Source organism: Pseudomonas brassicacearum (assembly GCF_918698105.1).
In the GTDB taxonomy this organism is placed as follows: domain Bacteria; phylum Pseudomonadota; class Gammaproteobacteria; order Pseudomonadales; family Pseudomonadaceae; genus Aquipseudomonas; species Aquipseudomonas brassicacearum_F.
Genome location: NZ_CAKKMI010000006.1, coordinates 56427 through 71869 on the forward strand (window position 1 = coordinate 56427; position 15443 = coordinate 71869).

General features: G+C 57.9%; 18 protein-coding genes. 13 read left to right on the forward strand and 5 right to left on the reverse strand.

Annotation, left to right across the window (positions count from 1 at the left end; all coding sequences use genetic code 11):
* Positions 1–4 precede the first annotated feature (4 nt).
* From LQ215_RS04135 to LQ215_RS04160, 6 genes are read left to right on the forward strand one after another with little or no spacing between them, the layout of a single operon-like run.
* Complete coding sequence (locus LQ215_RS04135; RefSeq protein ID WP_169864938.1) at positions 5–418, forward strand: TIGR03750 family conjugal transfer protein; 414 nt, start codon at positions 5–7, stop codon at positions 416–418.
* Positions 415–1056 (forward strand): PFL_4703 family integrating conjugative element protein, encoded by a 642-nt coding sequence (locus LQ215_RS04140; protein ID WP_169850772.1) that lies wholly within the window; start codon positions 415–417, stop codon positions 1054–1056. Before LQ215_RS04135 ends, LQ215_RS04140 begins: the two co-directional genes overlap by 4 nt.
* The gene (locus tag LQ215_RS04145) at positions 1053–1865 is read left to right on the forward strand and encodes a TIGR03749 family integrating conjugative element protein (protein ID WP_169850773.1); all 813 of its coding nucleotides are present in this window, start codon (positions 1053–1055) and stop codon (positions 1863–1865) included. The genes LQ215_RS04140 and LQ215_RS04145 overlap by 4 nt, the downstream gene beginning before the upstream one ends.
* The gene (locus LQ215_RS04150) at positions 1855–3372 is read left to right on the forward strand and encodes a TIGR03752 family integrating conjugative element protein (protein WP_230147503.1); all 1518 of its coding nucleotides are present in this window, start codon (positions 1855–1857) and stop codon (positions 3370–3372) included. Before LQ215_RS04145 ends, LQ215_RS04150 begins: the two co-directional genes overlap by 11 nt.
* A complete protein-coding gene (locus tag LQ215_RS04155; protein WP_169850775.1) occupies positions 3335–3751 on the forward strand; it encodes a TIGR03751 family conjugal transfer lipoprotein in 417 nt (138 codons plus the stop codon). Before LQ215_RS04150 ends, LQ215_RS04155 begins: the two co-directional genes overlap by 38 nt.
* Positions 3751–6504 (forward strand): conjugative transfer ATPase, encoded by a 2754-nt coding sequence (locus tag LQ215_RS04160; protein WP_230147504.1) that lies wholly within the window; start codon positions 3751–3753, stop codon positions 6502–6504. The genes LQ215_RS04155 and LQ215_RS04160 overlap by 1 nt, the downstream gene beginning before the upstream one ends.
* 22 nt (positions 6505–6526) lie before the next feature.
* On the opposite strand, the gene LQ215_RS04165 is transcribed toward LQ215_RS04160, so the two are convergent.
* The 3 genes from LQ215_RS04165 to LQ215_RS04175 form a co-directional block, all read right to left on the reverse strand.
* Positions 6527–7273, reverse strand: a complete 747-nt coding sequence (locus tag LQ215_RS04165) for a zeta toxin family protein (RefSeq protein ID WP_230147505.1) — start codon at positions 7271–7273, stop codon at positions 6527–6529.
* Positions 7270–7518, reverse strand: coding sequence for a hypothetical protein (locus LQ215_RS04170; protein WP_230147506.1), 249 nt, complete (start codon positions 7516–7518; stop codon positions 7270–7272). Before LQ215_RS04170 ends, LQ215_RS04165 begins: the two co-directional genes overlap by 4 nt.
* Positions 7519–7703: 185 nt before the next feature.
* A complete protein-coding gene (locus LQ215_RS04175; RefSeq protein ID WP_082339956.1) occupies positions 7704–7961 on the reverse strand; it encodes a LasR-specific antiactivator QslA in 258 nt (85 codons plus the stop codon).
* A 158-nt stretch (positions 7962–8119) separates the two neighbouring features.
* Here LQ215_RS04175 and LQ215_RS04180 point away from each other — a divergent pair, with 158 nt between their 5' ends.
* From LQ215_RS04180 to LQ215_RS04200, 5 genes are all read left to right on the forward strand, one after another.
* On the forward strand, positions 8120–8374 hold the full coding sequence (locus tag LQ215_RS04180) for a helix-turn-helix domain-containing protein (RefSeq protein ID WP_027603217.1): 255 nt from the start codon (positions 8120–8122) through the stop codon (positions 8372–8374).
* Positions 8375–8489: 115 nt separating this feature from the next.
* Positions 8490–9446: a TIGR03756 family integrating conjugative element protein gene (locus LQ215_RS04185; protein WP_230147507.1), complete on the forward strand. Its 957-nt coding sequence runs from the start codon at positions 8490–8492 to the stop codon at positions 9444–9446.
* The gene (locus LQ215_RS04190) at positions 9443–10825 is read left to right on the forward strand and encodes an integrating conjugative element protein (protein WP_436839557.1); all 1383 of its coding nucleotides are present in this window, start codon (positions 9443–9445) and stop codon (positions 10823–10825) included. The genes LQ215_RS04185 and LQ215_RS04190 overlap by 4 nt, the downstream gene beginning before the upstream one ends.
* A gap of 3 nt (positions 10826–10828) precedes the next feature.
* On the forward strand, positions 10829–11137 hold the full coding sequence (locus LQ215_RS04195) for a hypothetical protein (protein WP_230147508.1): 309 nt from the start codon (positions 10829–10831) through the stop codon (positions 11135–11137).
* A gap of 9 nt (positions 11138–11146) precedes the next feature.
* Positions 11147–12688, forward strand: a complete 1542-nt coding sequence (locus LQ215_RS04200) for a conjugal transfer protein TraG N-terminal domain-containing protein (protein ID WP_169850783.1) — start codon at positions 11147–11149, stop codon at positions 12686–12688.
* On the opposite strand, the gene LQ215_RS04205 is transcribed toward LQ215_RS04200, so the two are convergent.
* A complete protein-coding gene (locus LQ215_RS04205; RefSeq protein ID WP_230147509.1) occupies positions 12677–13075 on the reverse strand; it encodes a DUF3742 family protein in 399 nt (132 codons plus the stop codon). The two genes, LQ215_RS04200 and LQ215_RS04205, sit on opposite strands and share 12 nt — an antisense overlap.
* A gap of 447 nt (positions 13076–13522) precedes the next feature.
* Between LQ215_RS04205 and LQ215_RS04210 the strand changes: the two genes are divergently transcribed.
* Together LQ215_RS04210 and LQ215_RS04215 are read left to right on the forward strand one after the other, a co-directional pair.
* On the forward strand, positions 13523–13852 hold the full coding sequence (locus tag LQ215_RS04210; RefSeq protein ID WP_169850785.1) for a hypothetical protein: 330 nt from the start codon (positions 13523–13525) through the stop codon (positions 13850–13852).
* A gap of 132 nt (positions 13853–13984) precedes the next feature.
* The gene (locus tag LQ215_RS04215) at positions 13985–14947 is read left to right on the forward strand and encodes an ArdC family protein (RefSeq protein ID WP_169850786.1); all 963 of its coding nucleotides are present in this window, start codon (positions 13985–13987) and stop codon (positions 14945–14947) included.
* 140 nt (positions 14948–15087) lie between these two features.
* Here LQ215_RS04215 and LQ215_RS04220 read toward each other — a convergent pair whose 3' ends face one another.
* Entirely contained in the window at positions 15088–15282 is a 195-nt protein-coding gene (locus tag LQ215_RS04220) for a DUF7740 domain-containing protein (RefSeq protein ID WP_230147510.1), read from the reverse strand.
* Between the last annotated feature and the right edge of the window lie 161 nt (positions 15283–15443).

The following is a 15443-nucleotide window of genomic DNA, read 5'->3' on the forward strand; positions in this document are numbered from 1 at the left end:
CGGCATGAACGACACAATCGAACTTCTTGCCGACGGCACCGTGGTCTTTCTGCCGGAGCGACTCAATCGCGATCCTACCGTACTGCGCGGTTTGACCAATGATGAGATGTGGGTGGCGCTCGGTGTCGGCGCACTTGTCGGCCTGCTACTGGGCGTTCCGCTAGCGATCGCTACCGCCTCCATTGCCGTAGCACCGACCAGCATGATCGTAAGCATGGCGGTGGTGTTATTGGCTGGTGGCACACTACTGCGTCGGGCCAAACGGGCCCGTCCCGAGACCTGGTTGTACCGCAAACTCGAATGGATACTGGTCAGCCGTTGGCGCCTGAAGCGAGGAAGTTTGATTCTGCATTCCGGCGCCTGGACGGTTCGCCGTTCGCGTCGACTGCGCCCTGCCCTGTCCCGGTGGCAGCCATGAGCCGATTTCGGAACAAGGTGGATGCCCAACAGGCCCATATCTTCAGCCTGCGTCTGGCGGTAGTGATCCTTGCTCTGGTCTGTGCCGGACTCTGGTACGGCTGGCGCTCGGCACCGACCGATCTGACCGTGCATGTCCCCCCGGATCTGCGCTCGGGTAGCACTCGCAAGTGGTGGGATATCCCCTCAGAGAACGTCTATGCCTTTGCCCTCTATATCTTTGGTCAACTCAACCGCTGGCCTTCGGATGGCGAACAGGATTACCGCCGCGCTATCTACAGCTTGCAGTCCTACCTGACACCCGCCTGCAAAGCCTTCCTCGACGGCGACTACGAGTACCGCAAGGCTGCTGGCGAACTGCGCCAGCGGGTACGTGGTGTCTACGAAATTCTGGGCCGAGGCTACAGCGAAGATCCGGAATTCAGGGTCAAGCAACTCGATCGCGATAGCTGGCTGGTCACCCTCGACCTCAACGCCGATGAGTACTACGCGGCCGAACCGGTGAAACGGGTGGTGGTGCGTTATCCCTTACGCGTGGTGCGTTTTGATCTGGACCCCGAACAAAACAAGTGGGGGCTGGCACTGGATTGTTATCAGGGCACACCGCAAAAAATCGCTCTGCCTGGAGGTGAGCCATGACGCGGATTTTTACTCTGGGACTCACCGCCGCACTGATGCTGTGGGGAGTTGCAGCGCAGGCCGTCGAGTTGATGCACTGGGAACGCCTGCCCCTCGCGGTCCCGCTGGTTATCAATCAGGAGCGGGTGGTCTTTGTCGATGAGGATGTCCGAGTCGGCGTCCCCTCAACTCTGACCGGCAAGCTGCGCGTGCAATCTACCGGCGGCACGCTGTACCTGCGCGCGTCAGAAGCCATTGCACCTACCCGGTTACAACTGCAATCGGTCGCGACGGGCGAGATCATCCTATTGGACATTGCAGCCACGCCTGGCGACCAACCGCTGGAACCCGTGCGTATTATCAAGAATGCTCCGGTGCAGACTACCGAGACGGAATCCAGCACCGCCCCTGTTCCAGAACGTACGCCGATCCCTGTCGCGTTGACGCGCTACGCCGCGCAAAGCCTGTACGCGCCGCTGCGCACCGTAGAATCCCTACCCGGCGTACGCCGCGCCCCCCTCAAGCGGCGCACCGAACTACCGACCCTGCTGCCGACCGAAAACGTGTCCAGCACGCCCATCGCCGCCTGGCGACTAGGTGATTACTGGGTGACGGCGGTGAAGTTACGCAACCTTGGATCAGTGACGGTGCAACTCGATCCGCGTCAGCTTCAGGCAAAGTTGTTCGCCGCGTCCTTCCAGCATGCTTTCCTCGGGCCTGTCGGCAGCCCTGAAGACACCACGGTTGCCTACCTCGTCACCCACGGTGCCGGCCTCGAACACGCCGTGCCGCTCCCGCCCGTTGCACGAGGTGCTGACGATGAAAGCTAACGCCTTGCTCAAATGGTTGGTACCGGCTGTGCTGCTAGGCGTGGTGTTCATCATCCTGAAAACTTGGGTTGCGGGTGGTACCTCGCCTTCGTCAGACAGTCCGCCTGCTCAGGACAACCTCCAGTTATCCGCCGAGCAGGCCAAGTCGCTCGGTATTGCGGGTGATACCCCACGCGACACGGTTGCCACCTTGGTCGGCCAGGTGAAGGCCATGCGCAGCGACATGCTCGGCCTGAAAAAACACAACGATTCGCTGCAGACGGAGAACAACCGCCTTCGTGAGCGGGAAAATAGTGTCGATTCGCGCATCCAGACCGCGCTCGGCAGCGTAACCCAACAGGTCGACGAAGGCCGCCGACAAGCCAACGAGGCCCGACTCAAAGCGGAACAAGACAGTCGCCAGGCCCGTGGTCTGCTGACGCAATTGCAGGAACAGCTGTCGGGGCTGACCGGCAAAGGCAAGGATATGCCGGTTGGATTGGGGCTTGAGCCGGGCGATGGGGCTCAGTTCGACGGGCAGCATTCTGCCAATGATGCGCTGCAGTGGATTGAACCCTCGGATGCTCTGTCCACCGACGCCCGAGGCAAAACCAAGACCTCCTCCGCACTGAGTCTGCCTACCGCCTTCAACTCCCTGGAGGGCTTGAAAGATAACGCGATTGATCGCAGCCAAAAACAGCTACGTGCAGTCACCCAGGGTGAACGTGACCTGACACGATCCGCTGATCGTACTGAAGGCGCGAAGCCGGTCTACACCATTCCCGAAAGCGCCACATTGATGGGCTCGGTCGCCATGACCGCGCTGATCGGCCGAGTCCCAGTAGACGGCACTGTGAATGATCCCTACCCCTTCAAGGTACTGGTTGGTCCGGAAAACCTGACAGCGAACGGCATCGACCTGCCGGACGTCGCAGGGGCCGTGATGAGCGGTACAGCCTCCGGCGACTGGACCCTGTCGTGCGTACGCGGACAGGTCGAGTCAGTTACCTTTGTGTTTACCGACGGCACTATCCGCACGGTGCCTCAGCCGAAGGCAGTAGCCAGCCGCAACGCCTCCACCGCCCAGAGCTCGAACACCGACAAGATCCGCGGTGGACTCGGTTACCTGTCCGATCCGTATGGCATTCCTTGCATTGCCGGCGAGCGCCGCTCAAACGCTCAACAGTACCTCGGCAGCCAGAGCTTGATCACTGCCGCCGGCGCCGGTGTCGCCGCCTTGCTCGGGGATGAGCAGAACAACAGCAGCGTGATCAGTTCGGGCGGCAGTACGCTCGGGCTTACCAACAGCACAGGCAACAGCGCGCTGAATTCAATTCTCAGTGGTGGGGTCAGCGACATCCGCGAGTGGATCAACAAACTGTATGGCGAGACCTTTGCTGCCGTGTACGTGCCACCGGCTGCCCAAGTCGCGCTGCACCTCGACCATGAGATCACCATCGACTACGAGCCCAAGGGCCGGAGCGTTCGCCATGAAAAAGACCATGCTTCTCTGCCTGACCTGGATTAGCGTGCTTTGCTTAGTCCTGGCGGGGTGCTCCACCGACAAGGAGACGCTGCTGCCCCATGGCGAGCAAACCATGCTGGACATCTGGAACGGCGCCGGTTCGCAAGGCACTCAGCAACAACTGCTGGATGCTCGACAACAGTTACGCCGCCCGCTGGCTCAGTCAGATGTCTCCGCGGCTCTCCAGGAACCATACACTCGCACAGCGGCGAATGAGATCCGCAACCTGTTCCCTCGTCTGCCCAATCCCGATCTGGTGCTTTACGTGTATCCGCACTTGAGTGGTACCGAGCAGGCACCGGTGCCGGGTTACTCAACCGTCTTTCCGTTCTACCAACGTGTGCAGTACGCATTACCCGGTGAACGTCAGGAAGACTTGTAGTGCGTACCGGCGATGCGGGTGACCGCACTCCTGCGTGGAAAGCCTGGCGCCATCCATTGCGCCCTCGCGCCACCTTGGCCGATGAAGCTGCACTCTATGCGCACAACCCCAGCTTCACCGATCACCTGCCGTGGGTCGAATACCTCGACACCGAGCAGTGTTTTCTGCTCGATGACAACCGCTCGGTGGGCGCGGTGTTCGAGTTACTGCCCATCGGCACCGAAGGGCGCGAACCCGATTGGTTGATGGCCGCCCGCGATGCCCTTGAGGATGCCCTACAGGACAGTTTTGATGAGCTGGATCAATCGCCTTGGGTGGCGCAGTTTTTCTGCCAGGACGACAACGACTTCACCCCCTACCTGACACAGCTCACGGATTATATTCAGGACAGCGCACGGGGCACGGTCTTCACCGAAGCGTATTTGGAACTCAGCCGCCGTCATCTAAAGGCCATCACCAAGCCCAGCGGGCTGTTCGAGGATAAGGTGGTGACGCACCTGCCTTGGCGCGGCAATAACCGCCGGGGGCGCCTGGTGGTCTATCGCTGGCTCGAGTCTGGCGCCGACGAGACGGGACTCACCCCTGTGCAATCCCTGCAGCAGGCTTGCGAACGTATTGCGGCTTCGTTGCAGGCGTGCGGCGTGCAATCAGTACCAGTTGATGGCCACGGTTTGTATGCCTGGTTATTACCCTGGTTCAATCCGGCGCCTAGGCTCACCGATGAAGCGCCCGAGGACTTTTACAAACGTGTTGCCTATCCGGAGCCTACTGGTGGCGAGTCGCTGGAATTGCCCTTCGATCACGACTTCGCTGAACGGTTGTTCTTCAACGAACCGTGTTCGGATGTGCAACGAGGACTCTGGTACTTCGATGGGCAACCCCATCGGGTCATGGTGGTGGACAAACTGCGACGGGCACCGTCGATTGGTCAACTCACCGGAGAAACCCGTAAGGGTGATGCAGTCAATGCCCTGTTCGACCAGTTACCCGAAGGCACGGTGATGAGTCTGACCTTGGTGGTCAAGCCGCAGGATGTGCTCGAAGACCAGTTAAACCGATTGGCGCGCAAAGCCATCGGTGAAAACCTGGCTTCGACCCAGACCCGTCAGGATGTCGAAGAGGCTCGTGCGATCATCGGTCGCCAGCACAAGCTGTACCGCGGCACCCTGGCGTTCTATGTGCGCGGTCACGATGAACAGCAACTGCACCAACGCTCGGTCGGCCTGGCTAACGCGCTGTTGGGCGCGGGGCTGCAACCGGTGCGCGAAAGCGATGAGGTCGCCGCCTGCAACAGCTACCTGCGCTGGTTACCGATGGCTTACAACCCGGCCCACGACACGCGCAACTGGTACACACGCCTGATGTTCGCCCAGCACCTGGCAAACCTCGCCCCGGTATGGGGTCGCAGCACCGGCACCGGCCACCCGGGTATCACCCTGTTCAATCGTGGTGGCTCGCCGTTGAGCTTTGATCCGCTGTCACGTCTGGACCGGGCCATGAACGGCCATCTGCTGTTGTTCGGTCCGACCGGCGCCGGTAAGTCGGCCACCCTGGTGACCCTGCTGATGCAGGTCATGGCGGTGTACCGGCCTCGCCTGTTTATCGTTGAGGCCGGCAACTCATTCGGCTTGCAGGGCGACTACTCCGCAACGCAAGGCCTGTCAGTCAACAAGGTCCAATTAAAACCTGGAACCGCGATCAGTCTCGCCCCGTTCGCCGATGCCTGGCGCCTGGTCGAGCAGCCGGACCAGGTGGTGAGTCTGTCGATCGATGAGCTGGACGATGAGGCGGTAGCCAGTCGCGAAGACCAGCGCGATGTTCTCGGCGAACTGGAAATCACCGCCCGCCTGATGATCACCGGCGGCGAGGCCAAGGAAGAGGCGCGCCTGAGTCGAGCCGATCGCAGCTTGATCCGCGAGTGCATTCTCGATGCGGCACAGACCTGTGTCGCAGCGGGTCGCCAGGTGCTAACCCGCGACGTGCGTGACGCCTTGCTGCGCGTCGCCGCCGACCCGCACTTGCCAGAGAAACGTCGCGAGCGTGCCCAGGAAATGGGCGAGTCTATCGATCTGTTTTGCCAGGGTTTCGAGGGTGAACTGTTCGATCGCGAAGGCACACCTTGGCCCGAAAGCGATGTGACCATTGTCGATCTCGCCACTTACGCGCGTGAAGGCTACGAAGCCCAGATGTCCATCAGCTACATCAGCCTGATGAACACCGTGAACAACCTTGCCGAGCGCGACCAGTACTTGGGCCGACCAATCATCATGGTCACCGACGAAGGCCATATCGTCACCAAAAACCCGCTGCTGGCGCCGTTTGTGGTCAAGGGAACGAAGATGTGGCGCAAGCTCGGTGCCTGGTTCTGGCTGGCAACGCAAAACCTTGCCGACTTCCCCACCGCCGCGCAGACCATGCTCAACATGATCGAATGGTGGATTTGCTTGAACATGCCGCCCGCGGAAATCGAAGAAATCGCACGGTTCAAGAAACTCACGCCGGCACAGAAAGCCTTGCTGCTCTCCGCCAGTAAGGAGCCCGGAAAATACACTGAGGGAGTCGTGCTCTCGAAGAAGCTCGAAACGCTGTTTCGGGCCGTGCCGCCCAGTCTTTATCTCGCCCTGGCCATGACGGAGCCCGAGGAAAAAGCCGAGCGCTGGACATTGATGCAAGAGAACGGCTGCTCGGAATTGGAGGCGGCTTACCGGGTAGCTGAACGGATCGATGAGATGCGAGGAATAAAGAGTAAGTGAAACGGCGCATATTTAGTTTCGATCAACCCGGTAGCAAATCCTTGAACACCTTCTCCACGTAGGCTTGCATGAACCAGTCAGGGACCTCATCAGCCCTAAACTCAAGGTCTGTCCCGTCCGTTACTTCAGCGAGCAGCACCAGGTCCGCGCCGGAGTTATCAAAGATATAGGCCCGGTTAGAGGCTGCAATGGCAGCTGGTAACAGGTTCAGGCAACGACCGTAGCGCTGGACAATTTTTTCGGTCGGCACTGGATGCCCGCCGGCTGCAACACGGTTCTTGACCCTGTTGATATTGATATCCGGGTCTTCAGTGGCGACAAAATAGAGGTAGGTGCGATATCCCGACGCTCTTGCCTTGAGCATAAAAGCGATTTTGTCCTCGCTAGACATCACCGTTTCGAAGGTGAACGACAATTGGGCTTCGAGGAGCTTGTGCCGGATGAAATCAGAAAGCACGGAAGCAAAATATGAGTTCATCGCGACGGATTGGAAATTCAGGCCGTTATTGCTGAAGCTTATTTTGGCTGCCTCTTCACCGAGCTGGGTCGACCGAATCAGTCGGTGCGCCTTGATAAAACCGAGAACCTCGTCGCCTTCGACTTCGAGTTGAAAATCACTGAACTCCAGGCGTCCGCCTTCCTTGGCAGCCTTTTCGATTTCATCCGGATTGATGTAGATACCAATCAGATGGGAAGGAACGGCACTTTTCATCGTGCTTTTGCCAGAGCCGTTAGGACCGGCAAACACTCTCAATCGAGGAACGGTCATGAGCAGCGGTGCACCTTGATAATCCCGCCCAAGGTCACTTTATGCTTGGGCTTGGCCACTCGAATAACCTTGTACTTACCATCAGCAGTCGTCTCAACGAGCATGCCGTCCATGACTTCCATCACGCTGAGTCCGGCCGCCAGCGCGTTGATATAGGCCGTATTGATCGCACCTTCAGCCATGGCTGGGATTTTACCCTCCAGTCGGCTCACCAGATCATCACTCAACACTTGGTCGGCTTTCATATCGCGCTCCACGTTCTCAGAGCGTGCAGAATCTGCACTTATCAGAATCCTAGCTACGTAAATCTGTTTATCACAGACCAACGCCACTTCTGTCAGATCTCCATTCTAGAGGAATGGAGCCTGGAACCATACCTTCCAGTAAATTTTCCCGTGTAGGCCATATCGTCAGGGTTGGAGCCGCACGGCTACGGTGAAACGCCTTGAAGCCGTTGCTGAATTCTCAATAAAAATCCTGCTTCGAAAGCATCCTGAGATTCTCCTGCCGGACAAGTCTTCCGTGCCTGCGCCAGTTCCCACCACAGCGGTACGTCACCGGGTGTATTAAGCCAGGCCTGGGCGCATTGCACGCCACGTTCGATCATAGGCGCAAATTCGCTGCCCCACGGTGTCAAAAGGCTCGGGCAGCCGTCCGCCGCCGGAATTGAAACGTAATTTTCGTCCATAGACACCTTAGCTTTCGATTATTTATTAATGCTCGGTCTGTTCTAAGCAGCATAGAAACAAAATTGACACTCGGCTTAAGCATCAAAAAAGCCCGAATCAGAGCCAATGTAGACTATATCCCGTGGATTGAGAGTCCCTCAAGGCGCAGTTTGCGCGCATGACTCAAGACTTCGAACAGCTCCGTCTGCAACTCGCGGAAAATATCCGCTCGATGCGACGCGTGAAGAACCTTACCCAGGAGCAATTGGCGCTCATGGCCGAGGTGGATCGTACCTACGTGAGTCAAATCGAACGAGGGGTAGGCAACCCGTCGTTATTGGTCCTCTGCAAACTCGCCAACATTTTCGAGATCAAAACGGATCAGTTGCTCATCGAGTCTGACGCGCTTGCTCGTACGCTGAGCGCTGAATGACCCTCTGCTGATCTAGAAGATCGTTATAAACCGACAATCCTGCGTTCGGCTTTCTCACTGACACCCCTCTCTCGATTATTGAACCTATCCAGGCCATACACCCAGAGCCTGGATCATGTCCGCTGCCTGCCCGCACATTTCGCCACAGAAATTACATCCGTTGGTGCTGAGCATTCTGCTGGCATCCGGGTCAAGCGTAGCGCTGGATACCGGCAACATTACCGCCTCCGTACTTTCTCCAGACTGCCTCGAGTACAGAGTCGTCGGCCTCTGCTTTTGGTTGCTCTGCACCCCCTTCGGCTGCACGGTTAAAACCTCAACCAAGGTTCGTCACTTCATTCCTGAGCTGGTGGTCTCGAGCTATGCCACCACTGGCGCCAATCCTTGGACCGAGATGGCCACCCTGTCCTCTCCTATCAGTGGTGCGGAAGGAGGCGGTAACCTGATCACGCCGAACACCCAGCGCGATAATCTGCCTCGTTTCAAAAACGTTGATGCCATCGGTCATCCAGGTGGCTGGGCCGCCACGCAACTGGCCTCGCAATCCGGCTACGCCTGCGCCAGCGGCGCCACTGCGTTCATGCCCTATTACCTGAGCACTTTGGACTCACTGGCCTGGCGTCATGGCATCCCGGAAAGCCTTTACCCCGAGTCGCTTGTGCCCGGGATCCGTGAAATCGGCCGTCAGCTCGCGGGAAACATGTGGGGCAACGTCTATCCCCGGCAAGGATTTTTGGTGCAACCCGACGATTTCAAAGCCGCTGCGGTGATGGCGCAGCGGGCGGGTGATGTCATTACCCGCAACTCGCAACCGCACGTGTATGTCCCGCTCATACCCGTACCACGCGAGGGTTATTGGCCGCCTGGCCCAATCGTTGAAAACGACGCTTCGACCCACAAATGGCAACTGCTCTCCCCCGTGGTTCAACCCACATGTGCCATCTTCCCCAGCGATTCGGTGCAGAGCGCGGATGGCGGCTACGCCTGGTCGCTGTGGCGTCCATATAGCTGCTGCAAGCGTGAAGGACAGACCTTTTTGTTCAGCATCGACTTCGAAGGAGGTGCTTCATGAGCCTGCTTCTCACACGATCCTCGTTCGACGCGATGAGTCTGTTGCTCTGTGGACTGCTCGCAGTGGCCACTCATGCTCATGCAGTCGAGGGCGATTACCGCCTGGGTACTCAAGGCGAAGTACTCGATGATCGGGTGATGTACACCATCGGTGGCGGCTCGGCAGCGGGCTCGCCGAGCTCGCTCTATCGCCCCAACGGACTCGGTGTCGGTGGGTCTTGGCAGGCGAACATGATGTGCGGAAACATGAGCCTCACCAACACCCTGCAAAACCAACTAAACGGCGTCACCGAAGGTTTCCAGCAGATCATGGGCAGCATCGTGCAAAACGCGACCCAAGCCGTCATGTCGCTGCCGGCATTGATCATCCAGCGCGCCAATCCCGGTCTCTATGAGTTACTGAGTAACGGAGTGATGCAAGGCCGCATTGACTTCGATCGTTCCAAACTGACCTGCCAGGCCATGGCCGAGAAGATGGCGGACAAAGTCGGTCAAGCCGGCTGGGGCGCATTGGCCAAGAACCAGGAGATGCAGGGCAACCTCGAACAAACCGGCGGTGATGCGGTGGCCGCGGTGAAAAACACCGAGGCCCGTAACGGCAATAATGGGGTGTCTTGGGTTGGCGGGCAGAAGGCTGGAGGTAGCGGACAAACACCCATCCGGGCAACCTCCGATGTGGTGCGCGCGGGCTACAACCTGCTGCATAACCGGTCGGTGGATGACAGCGCCTCGATCAGTAGCAGTGATTGCCTTGGCGGCGCTATTTGCCAGGCATGGACCTCACCCAAAGAGGAGTCCGAATGGGCTGTTCGAGTGTTGGGTGAGACCGAAGTCGCGACCTGCGACACCTGCGAGACTCTGCGGGCTACCGCTGGCAGCGGACTGACGCCGCTGATCCAGGAGGCCTACAGTGAACACCTCAAGATCCTGCAAGGATTACTGTCCGGTTCTCTGCAGCCTACCCCTGACAATCTGAGCAAAGCCTCCAGCCCGATGCTGCCGGTGACCCGGGGTGTGATCGAAGCCCTACGCGACGACCCTGATCAGGAAATACTGGCGCGACGCCTCGCCAGTGAAACGGCCCTGTCCAGCGTGCTCGACAAAGCGCTCCTGCTATTGCGCACGCTGCTGGCAGGCAGCCACGAACCTAACATCGCTTCCGCCGAACCGGCCCAAACGGCCTTGACGAAAAACATCGACACACTGGAGCGCGAGATACGCCTGCTGCAGACCGAGCTGCAGGTCCGGCAGATGCTCACCACCAATACCGCCAGTCTGGTGCTGGACCGGCATGCCGGTGGTGCCGATGCTTCGCGTACCGTCGAGCAAGGCGACCCCGAACCTGGTCGACTCAACGATGCTGACGCCAGGCGCAAGTGAGCCATGAAACGCTCATCGCTATTCACTTTACTTTCGAGTTTGGGGACTGCCGCGGTGATGATCCTGACCGCCGCACTGATCGCTTGGATCGGCCGCGCTGCGCTGGGCAGTTTCGAGATCTGGCAGCAAGCCCTGGAATCGATACGGCCTTATCTGCGGTGGTGGCGCGCCCTGCTCTACAGCGTCCTCTTTGCACTCTGGTGGGACCTGCTGAGGCGCTACCGACATCGACCACAGGACCGACTGCGCGTGAAACGCGCCGGGACATTAGGGCTCTTGCTGTTTACCTGCGTCGAGCTTACTCGATTGTGAGGTCCCACCATGCTTATGAGCACTAACAGCTACCTGGAGTTTTACCTCTCCCTGCTGGCATGGATCATCAACAACGGTATCTGGAACGTCCTGTCCGATACTGGCCTGTTCGCCGCCCCCTTTGGTGCAATCATCTTGCAAGAATGGTTGTCGGCCCGTCAGCAAGGCGCGGATGAAGGCAACAAAGGATTGCTCTCGGTACCTCGAATCGAGAACCGGCTTTGGCTGGCCTACATTGTCGTATTGTTCGGCTGCGCGCCGGTCTTTCCGCTAAACCTCGCTTCAATGGCGTTCGACGATGCAGCGAGCCAACGCTGCGGTGTCAGCGTGGCCAAACCAGCGGAAACCGCCTGGGGTACCACTTTCAACACCATCGGAGAACGCTCTGCCAACGTGCCAATCTGGTGGTTTCTGGTGCACGCCTTGAGTAAAGGAGTGACCGCAGCGGCCACCGCCTCCATTCCCTGCGCACCGGACATCCGGCAGATGCGCATGGAGATCGACAGTTCGCGTATCGACAGTCAGGTCCTGCTGCAGGAGGTCGCCGACTTCACTCGTGACTGCTACGGCTATTCCCGTTCTCGGCTATTCACCAATCGCTCGCAGTTGGATAAAGCGCAAAGTCATGATGCGTCCTGGATCGGCTCAAGCTATTTTCTCGACACTCCGGGCTACTACGACACCGATCGCTCACGGACACCGCGAGTCAGTTGGCCCTACGATGAAACCCGCGATGTTTCCTTGCCACGGCTGGAGAATGGCGCGGGCTACCCCACTTGCAAACAGTGGTGGAGTGACAATGGTGTCGGGTTGCGCGAGCGCTTGATCGAGCAAGTCGACCCTTCGCTGCTGACTCAGCTAAAAGGTTGGTTGACTGGCCGTTCGAGTAACGAGATTGAGGACGCCACCCTGCGCGAACTGGTCAGCCCGCGCCAGCAATCTATGTCCATGTCGCCAGGACAGGTGTACCAGGACTATGGCTCCAGTGCTCGCGGTGGGTCGATCAATCAGGGGCTCAATAACCTGGCCACCAACACTGGGCTGGCTCTCGGTTCCTTCAGTAACTTCCCGGCGATGAATGCACTACGCGCTGCCCTGCCGATGGTGCAGGCTTTCCTGATCATGGGCGTCATCATCAGCTTGCCGCTGATCCTGCTGGTCAGTACCTACCAGTTGAAGACTGTCATGACAGTGACGTTCGCGCTGTTCACACTGCACATGCTGACCTTCTGGTGGGAGTTGGCCCGCTGGGTCGACTCCAGCATGCTCGACACCTTGTACAACCAAGTGTCGGCCTCCAATCAGATGCTGTTGTCCCTACCCACATCCGGATTTATGGATGGAACCGTGACGGCGCAGGTGATTGAATATGTGATGGGGGCGATGTTCATCGTACTGCCGATGCTGTTCCTTGGAGCCATGAGCTGGACGGGATATGCAGTAGGGAACGGGATACAAGGCATGCTGGCCAATGGCAGCAAAGCCGCAAGTGATTCAGCAAGCAAAGGTACGGATCAAATAATGGGGGCTGCTCAGCGCTCAATTAGATGACTTGCTGTCGCCGATATAATGCCCGTTGTCGTCGAAGTCACCGATGTAGAGGTCGGCACCGAGATAGTCTGGCCCGGTTTCCGCCTCTTTAAGATCTGCATCAATGGCAGCCTTGGACAACAGGAGACCAATCACAGCAATCATCGTTACGACAGAAGCGACCAACCAGAAACCGATAAAGAGCAAGCCAAGGAGGAGTGCCAGCTTAGTAATTAGAAAGGTCCCGCGAACCAATAGCCCACCCGCAGGCATACCTGTCGCCGCCGCACGTTTAGCTACGCGGGATTCAAATCCTTTCCACTTGCGATAACCACATTTTGCCGACATACCACATGCATAAGCCCAGCGGTGCGCGCGGGAAATTTGAACTGGCTGCTGAACCGGCATGGTTGCGCCCTCTTCTGAGCGTGTTCCTGTAGTAATCGAGATTACAGACTACTACTGAAAACCGCCCATGCTTAACCGTTTATCAGCTTGCTCGGTCGAAAAACCTTCTCTGGAAGACAGAAGACGCACCTCGTGCAGCAACGCCTCTAAGACCGTTGACCCATCCATATCATCCAGCTACATAGAGGGTACGGATCGCTGTATCGACAGCACCTTCCCAGGTAGCCAGAGCCTTCAAAGCTACGTCACTCCGGTGATGGTTCCCCCCCAAGTGCGATTAGCGTTCGGTGGCTCGCACGATCACGTTTCACTGTGATGAACGCCTACTGCTCTACCTAGCGTCTTTCGAGCTCGGCTCGTCCTAACCCCCTCTTGTTTTTCTTCAACCCACCGCGGGGACTTTCCCCTATGGGACAGGTTTCTTCGCGCTTTCAACGGAGGCACATCATGTCCGACTCACTCACAAGCGAAGCACTGAACACTCTGCGCTTGCCCGTTGTGTTCACTCCAGAAGCGTGGCAACACGTAGTATTGCCCGATGGTTCAAATCATCCTGAAAAACTGCAGCTCGATAGGCTGAGCAACGTCGTACGCGCAGCCTTCGAAGCTCACCTGGCCGATCCAAACGCGCCCTACGTGGTGTTTGAGGTAGCCAAGTTCGTCTCAGCGAGTGATGCAGATCATGAACCATTGCTGCGACTGAGCCTCAGCCTGCTTCAGGCATCAGACCAGCCTAACGTCTTATTGATAGCGCTTGCGGAAGAGCAGCAACGCTGAACGCAAACGGCCATACCCGGCCACTGATCCAACTCAGGCTATACGCAGCCCTGCACCAATCCAACCAACACCCACCGGGGATCCCTCCCCGACGGGCAAGGCGTTCCTCCGTGTTCTCTCGAGGAAAATGCCATGCGTAATATCTATCAAGACGTGACTGACAAAATTGTTGACGCGTTAGACCAAGGCGTAGCCCCATGGATCAAACCCTGGTCCTCAAGTGGCTTAACTGACGTCGCTCAGCACCAGCCCTATCCCGTCAACGCCATCACACAGCGTCCCTATTCGGGCATCAATTTACCGTTGCTGTGGGCCGAGGCCAGGTTGCAGGGGTTTACTCAAGATCGTTGGCTCACCTTCAACCAAGCCAAAAAAGCCGGCGGGCACATCCGTAAGGGTGAGCACAGCACCCTGGCAGTGCTCTACAAACCGATGGAACGCGAAGAACAGACCGAATCAGGCCAACCCGTACTCGATGAAAACGGTCAGCCCAAGGTCGCTCACTTTGGCATTCTAAGGACGCATTTTCTGTTCAACATCGAGCAAACGGAAGGGCTCGAAACGCTCAACGAAACCGTGCTCGAGACGGAACCGAGCGATCCCTTCTTCACCAACGGCGCTGCGGAAAATCTGTTGTTACTTTCGGGCGCAAACATCATTCATCGATTTGCCGACGAAGCCTTTTACCACCCGATCAGGGATCTCATCCAACTGCCGACAAAATCGCAATTCCACGATCAAGGTGGATACTACGCCACTGCACTTCACGAGCTGACGCACTGGACCGGGCATCACGCTCGATTGCAGCGCGAAGGCGTGACCTCACCTTGCCCATTCGGCTCGCCAGGCTATGCATTTGAAGAGTTGATCGCCGAAATGGGTGCGGCTTTTTTATGTGCTTATGCCGGCATTCAGGGAGAGCTGAGGCACGAGGGCTACATCGACTTCTGGCTCAGCCTGCTCAAGGCTGACAAGCGCGCAATCTTTCGCGCCAGTGGTCAGGCCCGCAGCGCCTCGGAATATGTGCTCAATCTGGAGCAGCAACTGAAGCAAGCGGTCTTGGATGACTCACTCTGCATGAACGATGGAGCTTGATCGTTACCTCACTGCTGCAAACGCGTCATAGGGCCCAACGTGAGTTGAGCCCTTTTTTCTGTTTCTAGAAAACAGACGGCATCGCGCCACGGGCGTCTCACGTAAAAAATAATAGATAGCCAGACTCCTACATCGAGCTATCACTCATCCAGACTCTGCGCCAGAAAATCCACCAGCTCGAGCGGACTTCGGCTGTCTATCACCTTGTAGATCAGATCACGTTTGCTGCGCGGTAACTTCTTGACCACGCTCTTCGCCGAGGCCCTGACAGCTTCGTCTGTTCCATGGATACGTGCCGCGAGCAGCAGCACGAGCGTGGCATCAGTGAGGTTCATGGCAAGACCCGATAAAATTCGCACCGCAGTGTACCGATACTTTCCTTTTTCTTACCAGCACGCGCATCCAACAAAACGGCACCTGGACAAATCGATATTCCGATTGCCGCACAAAGGGACACACGGCAAAAGGGCGGTAAGGGTTGGAAAGGAATGGGGAG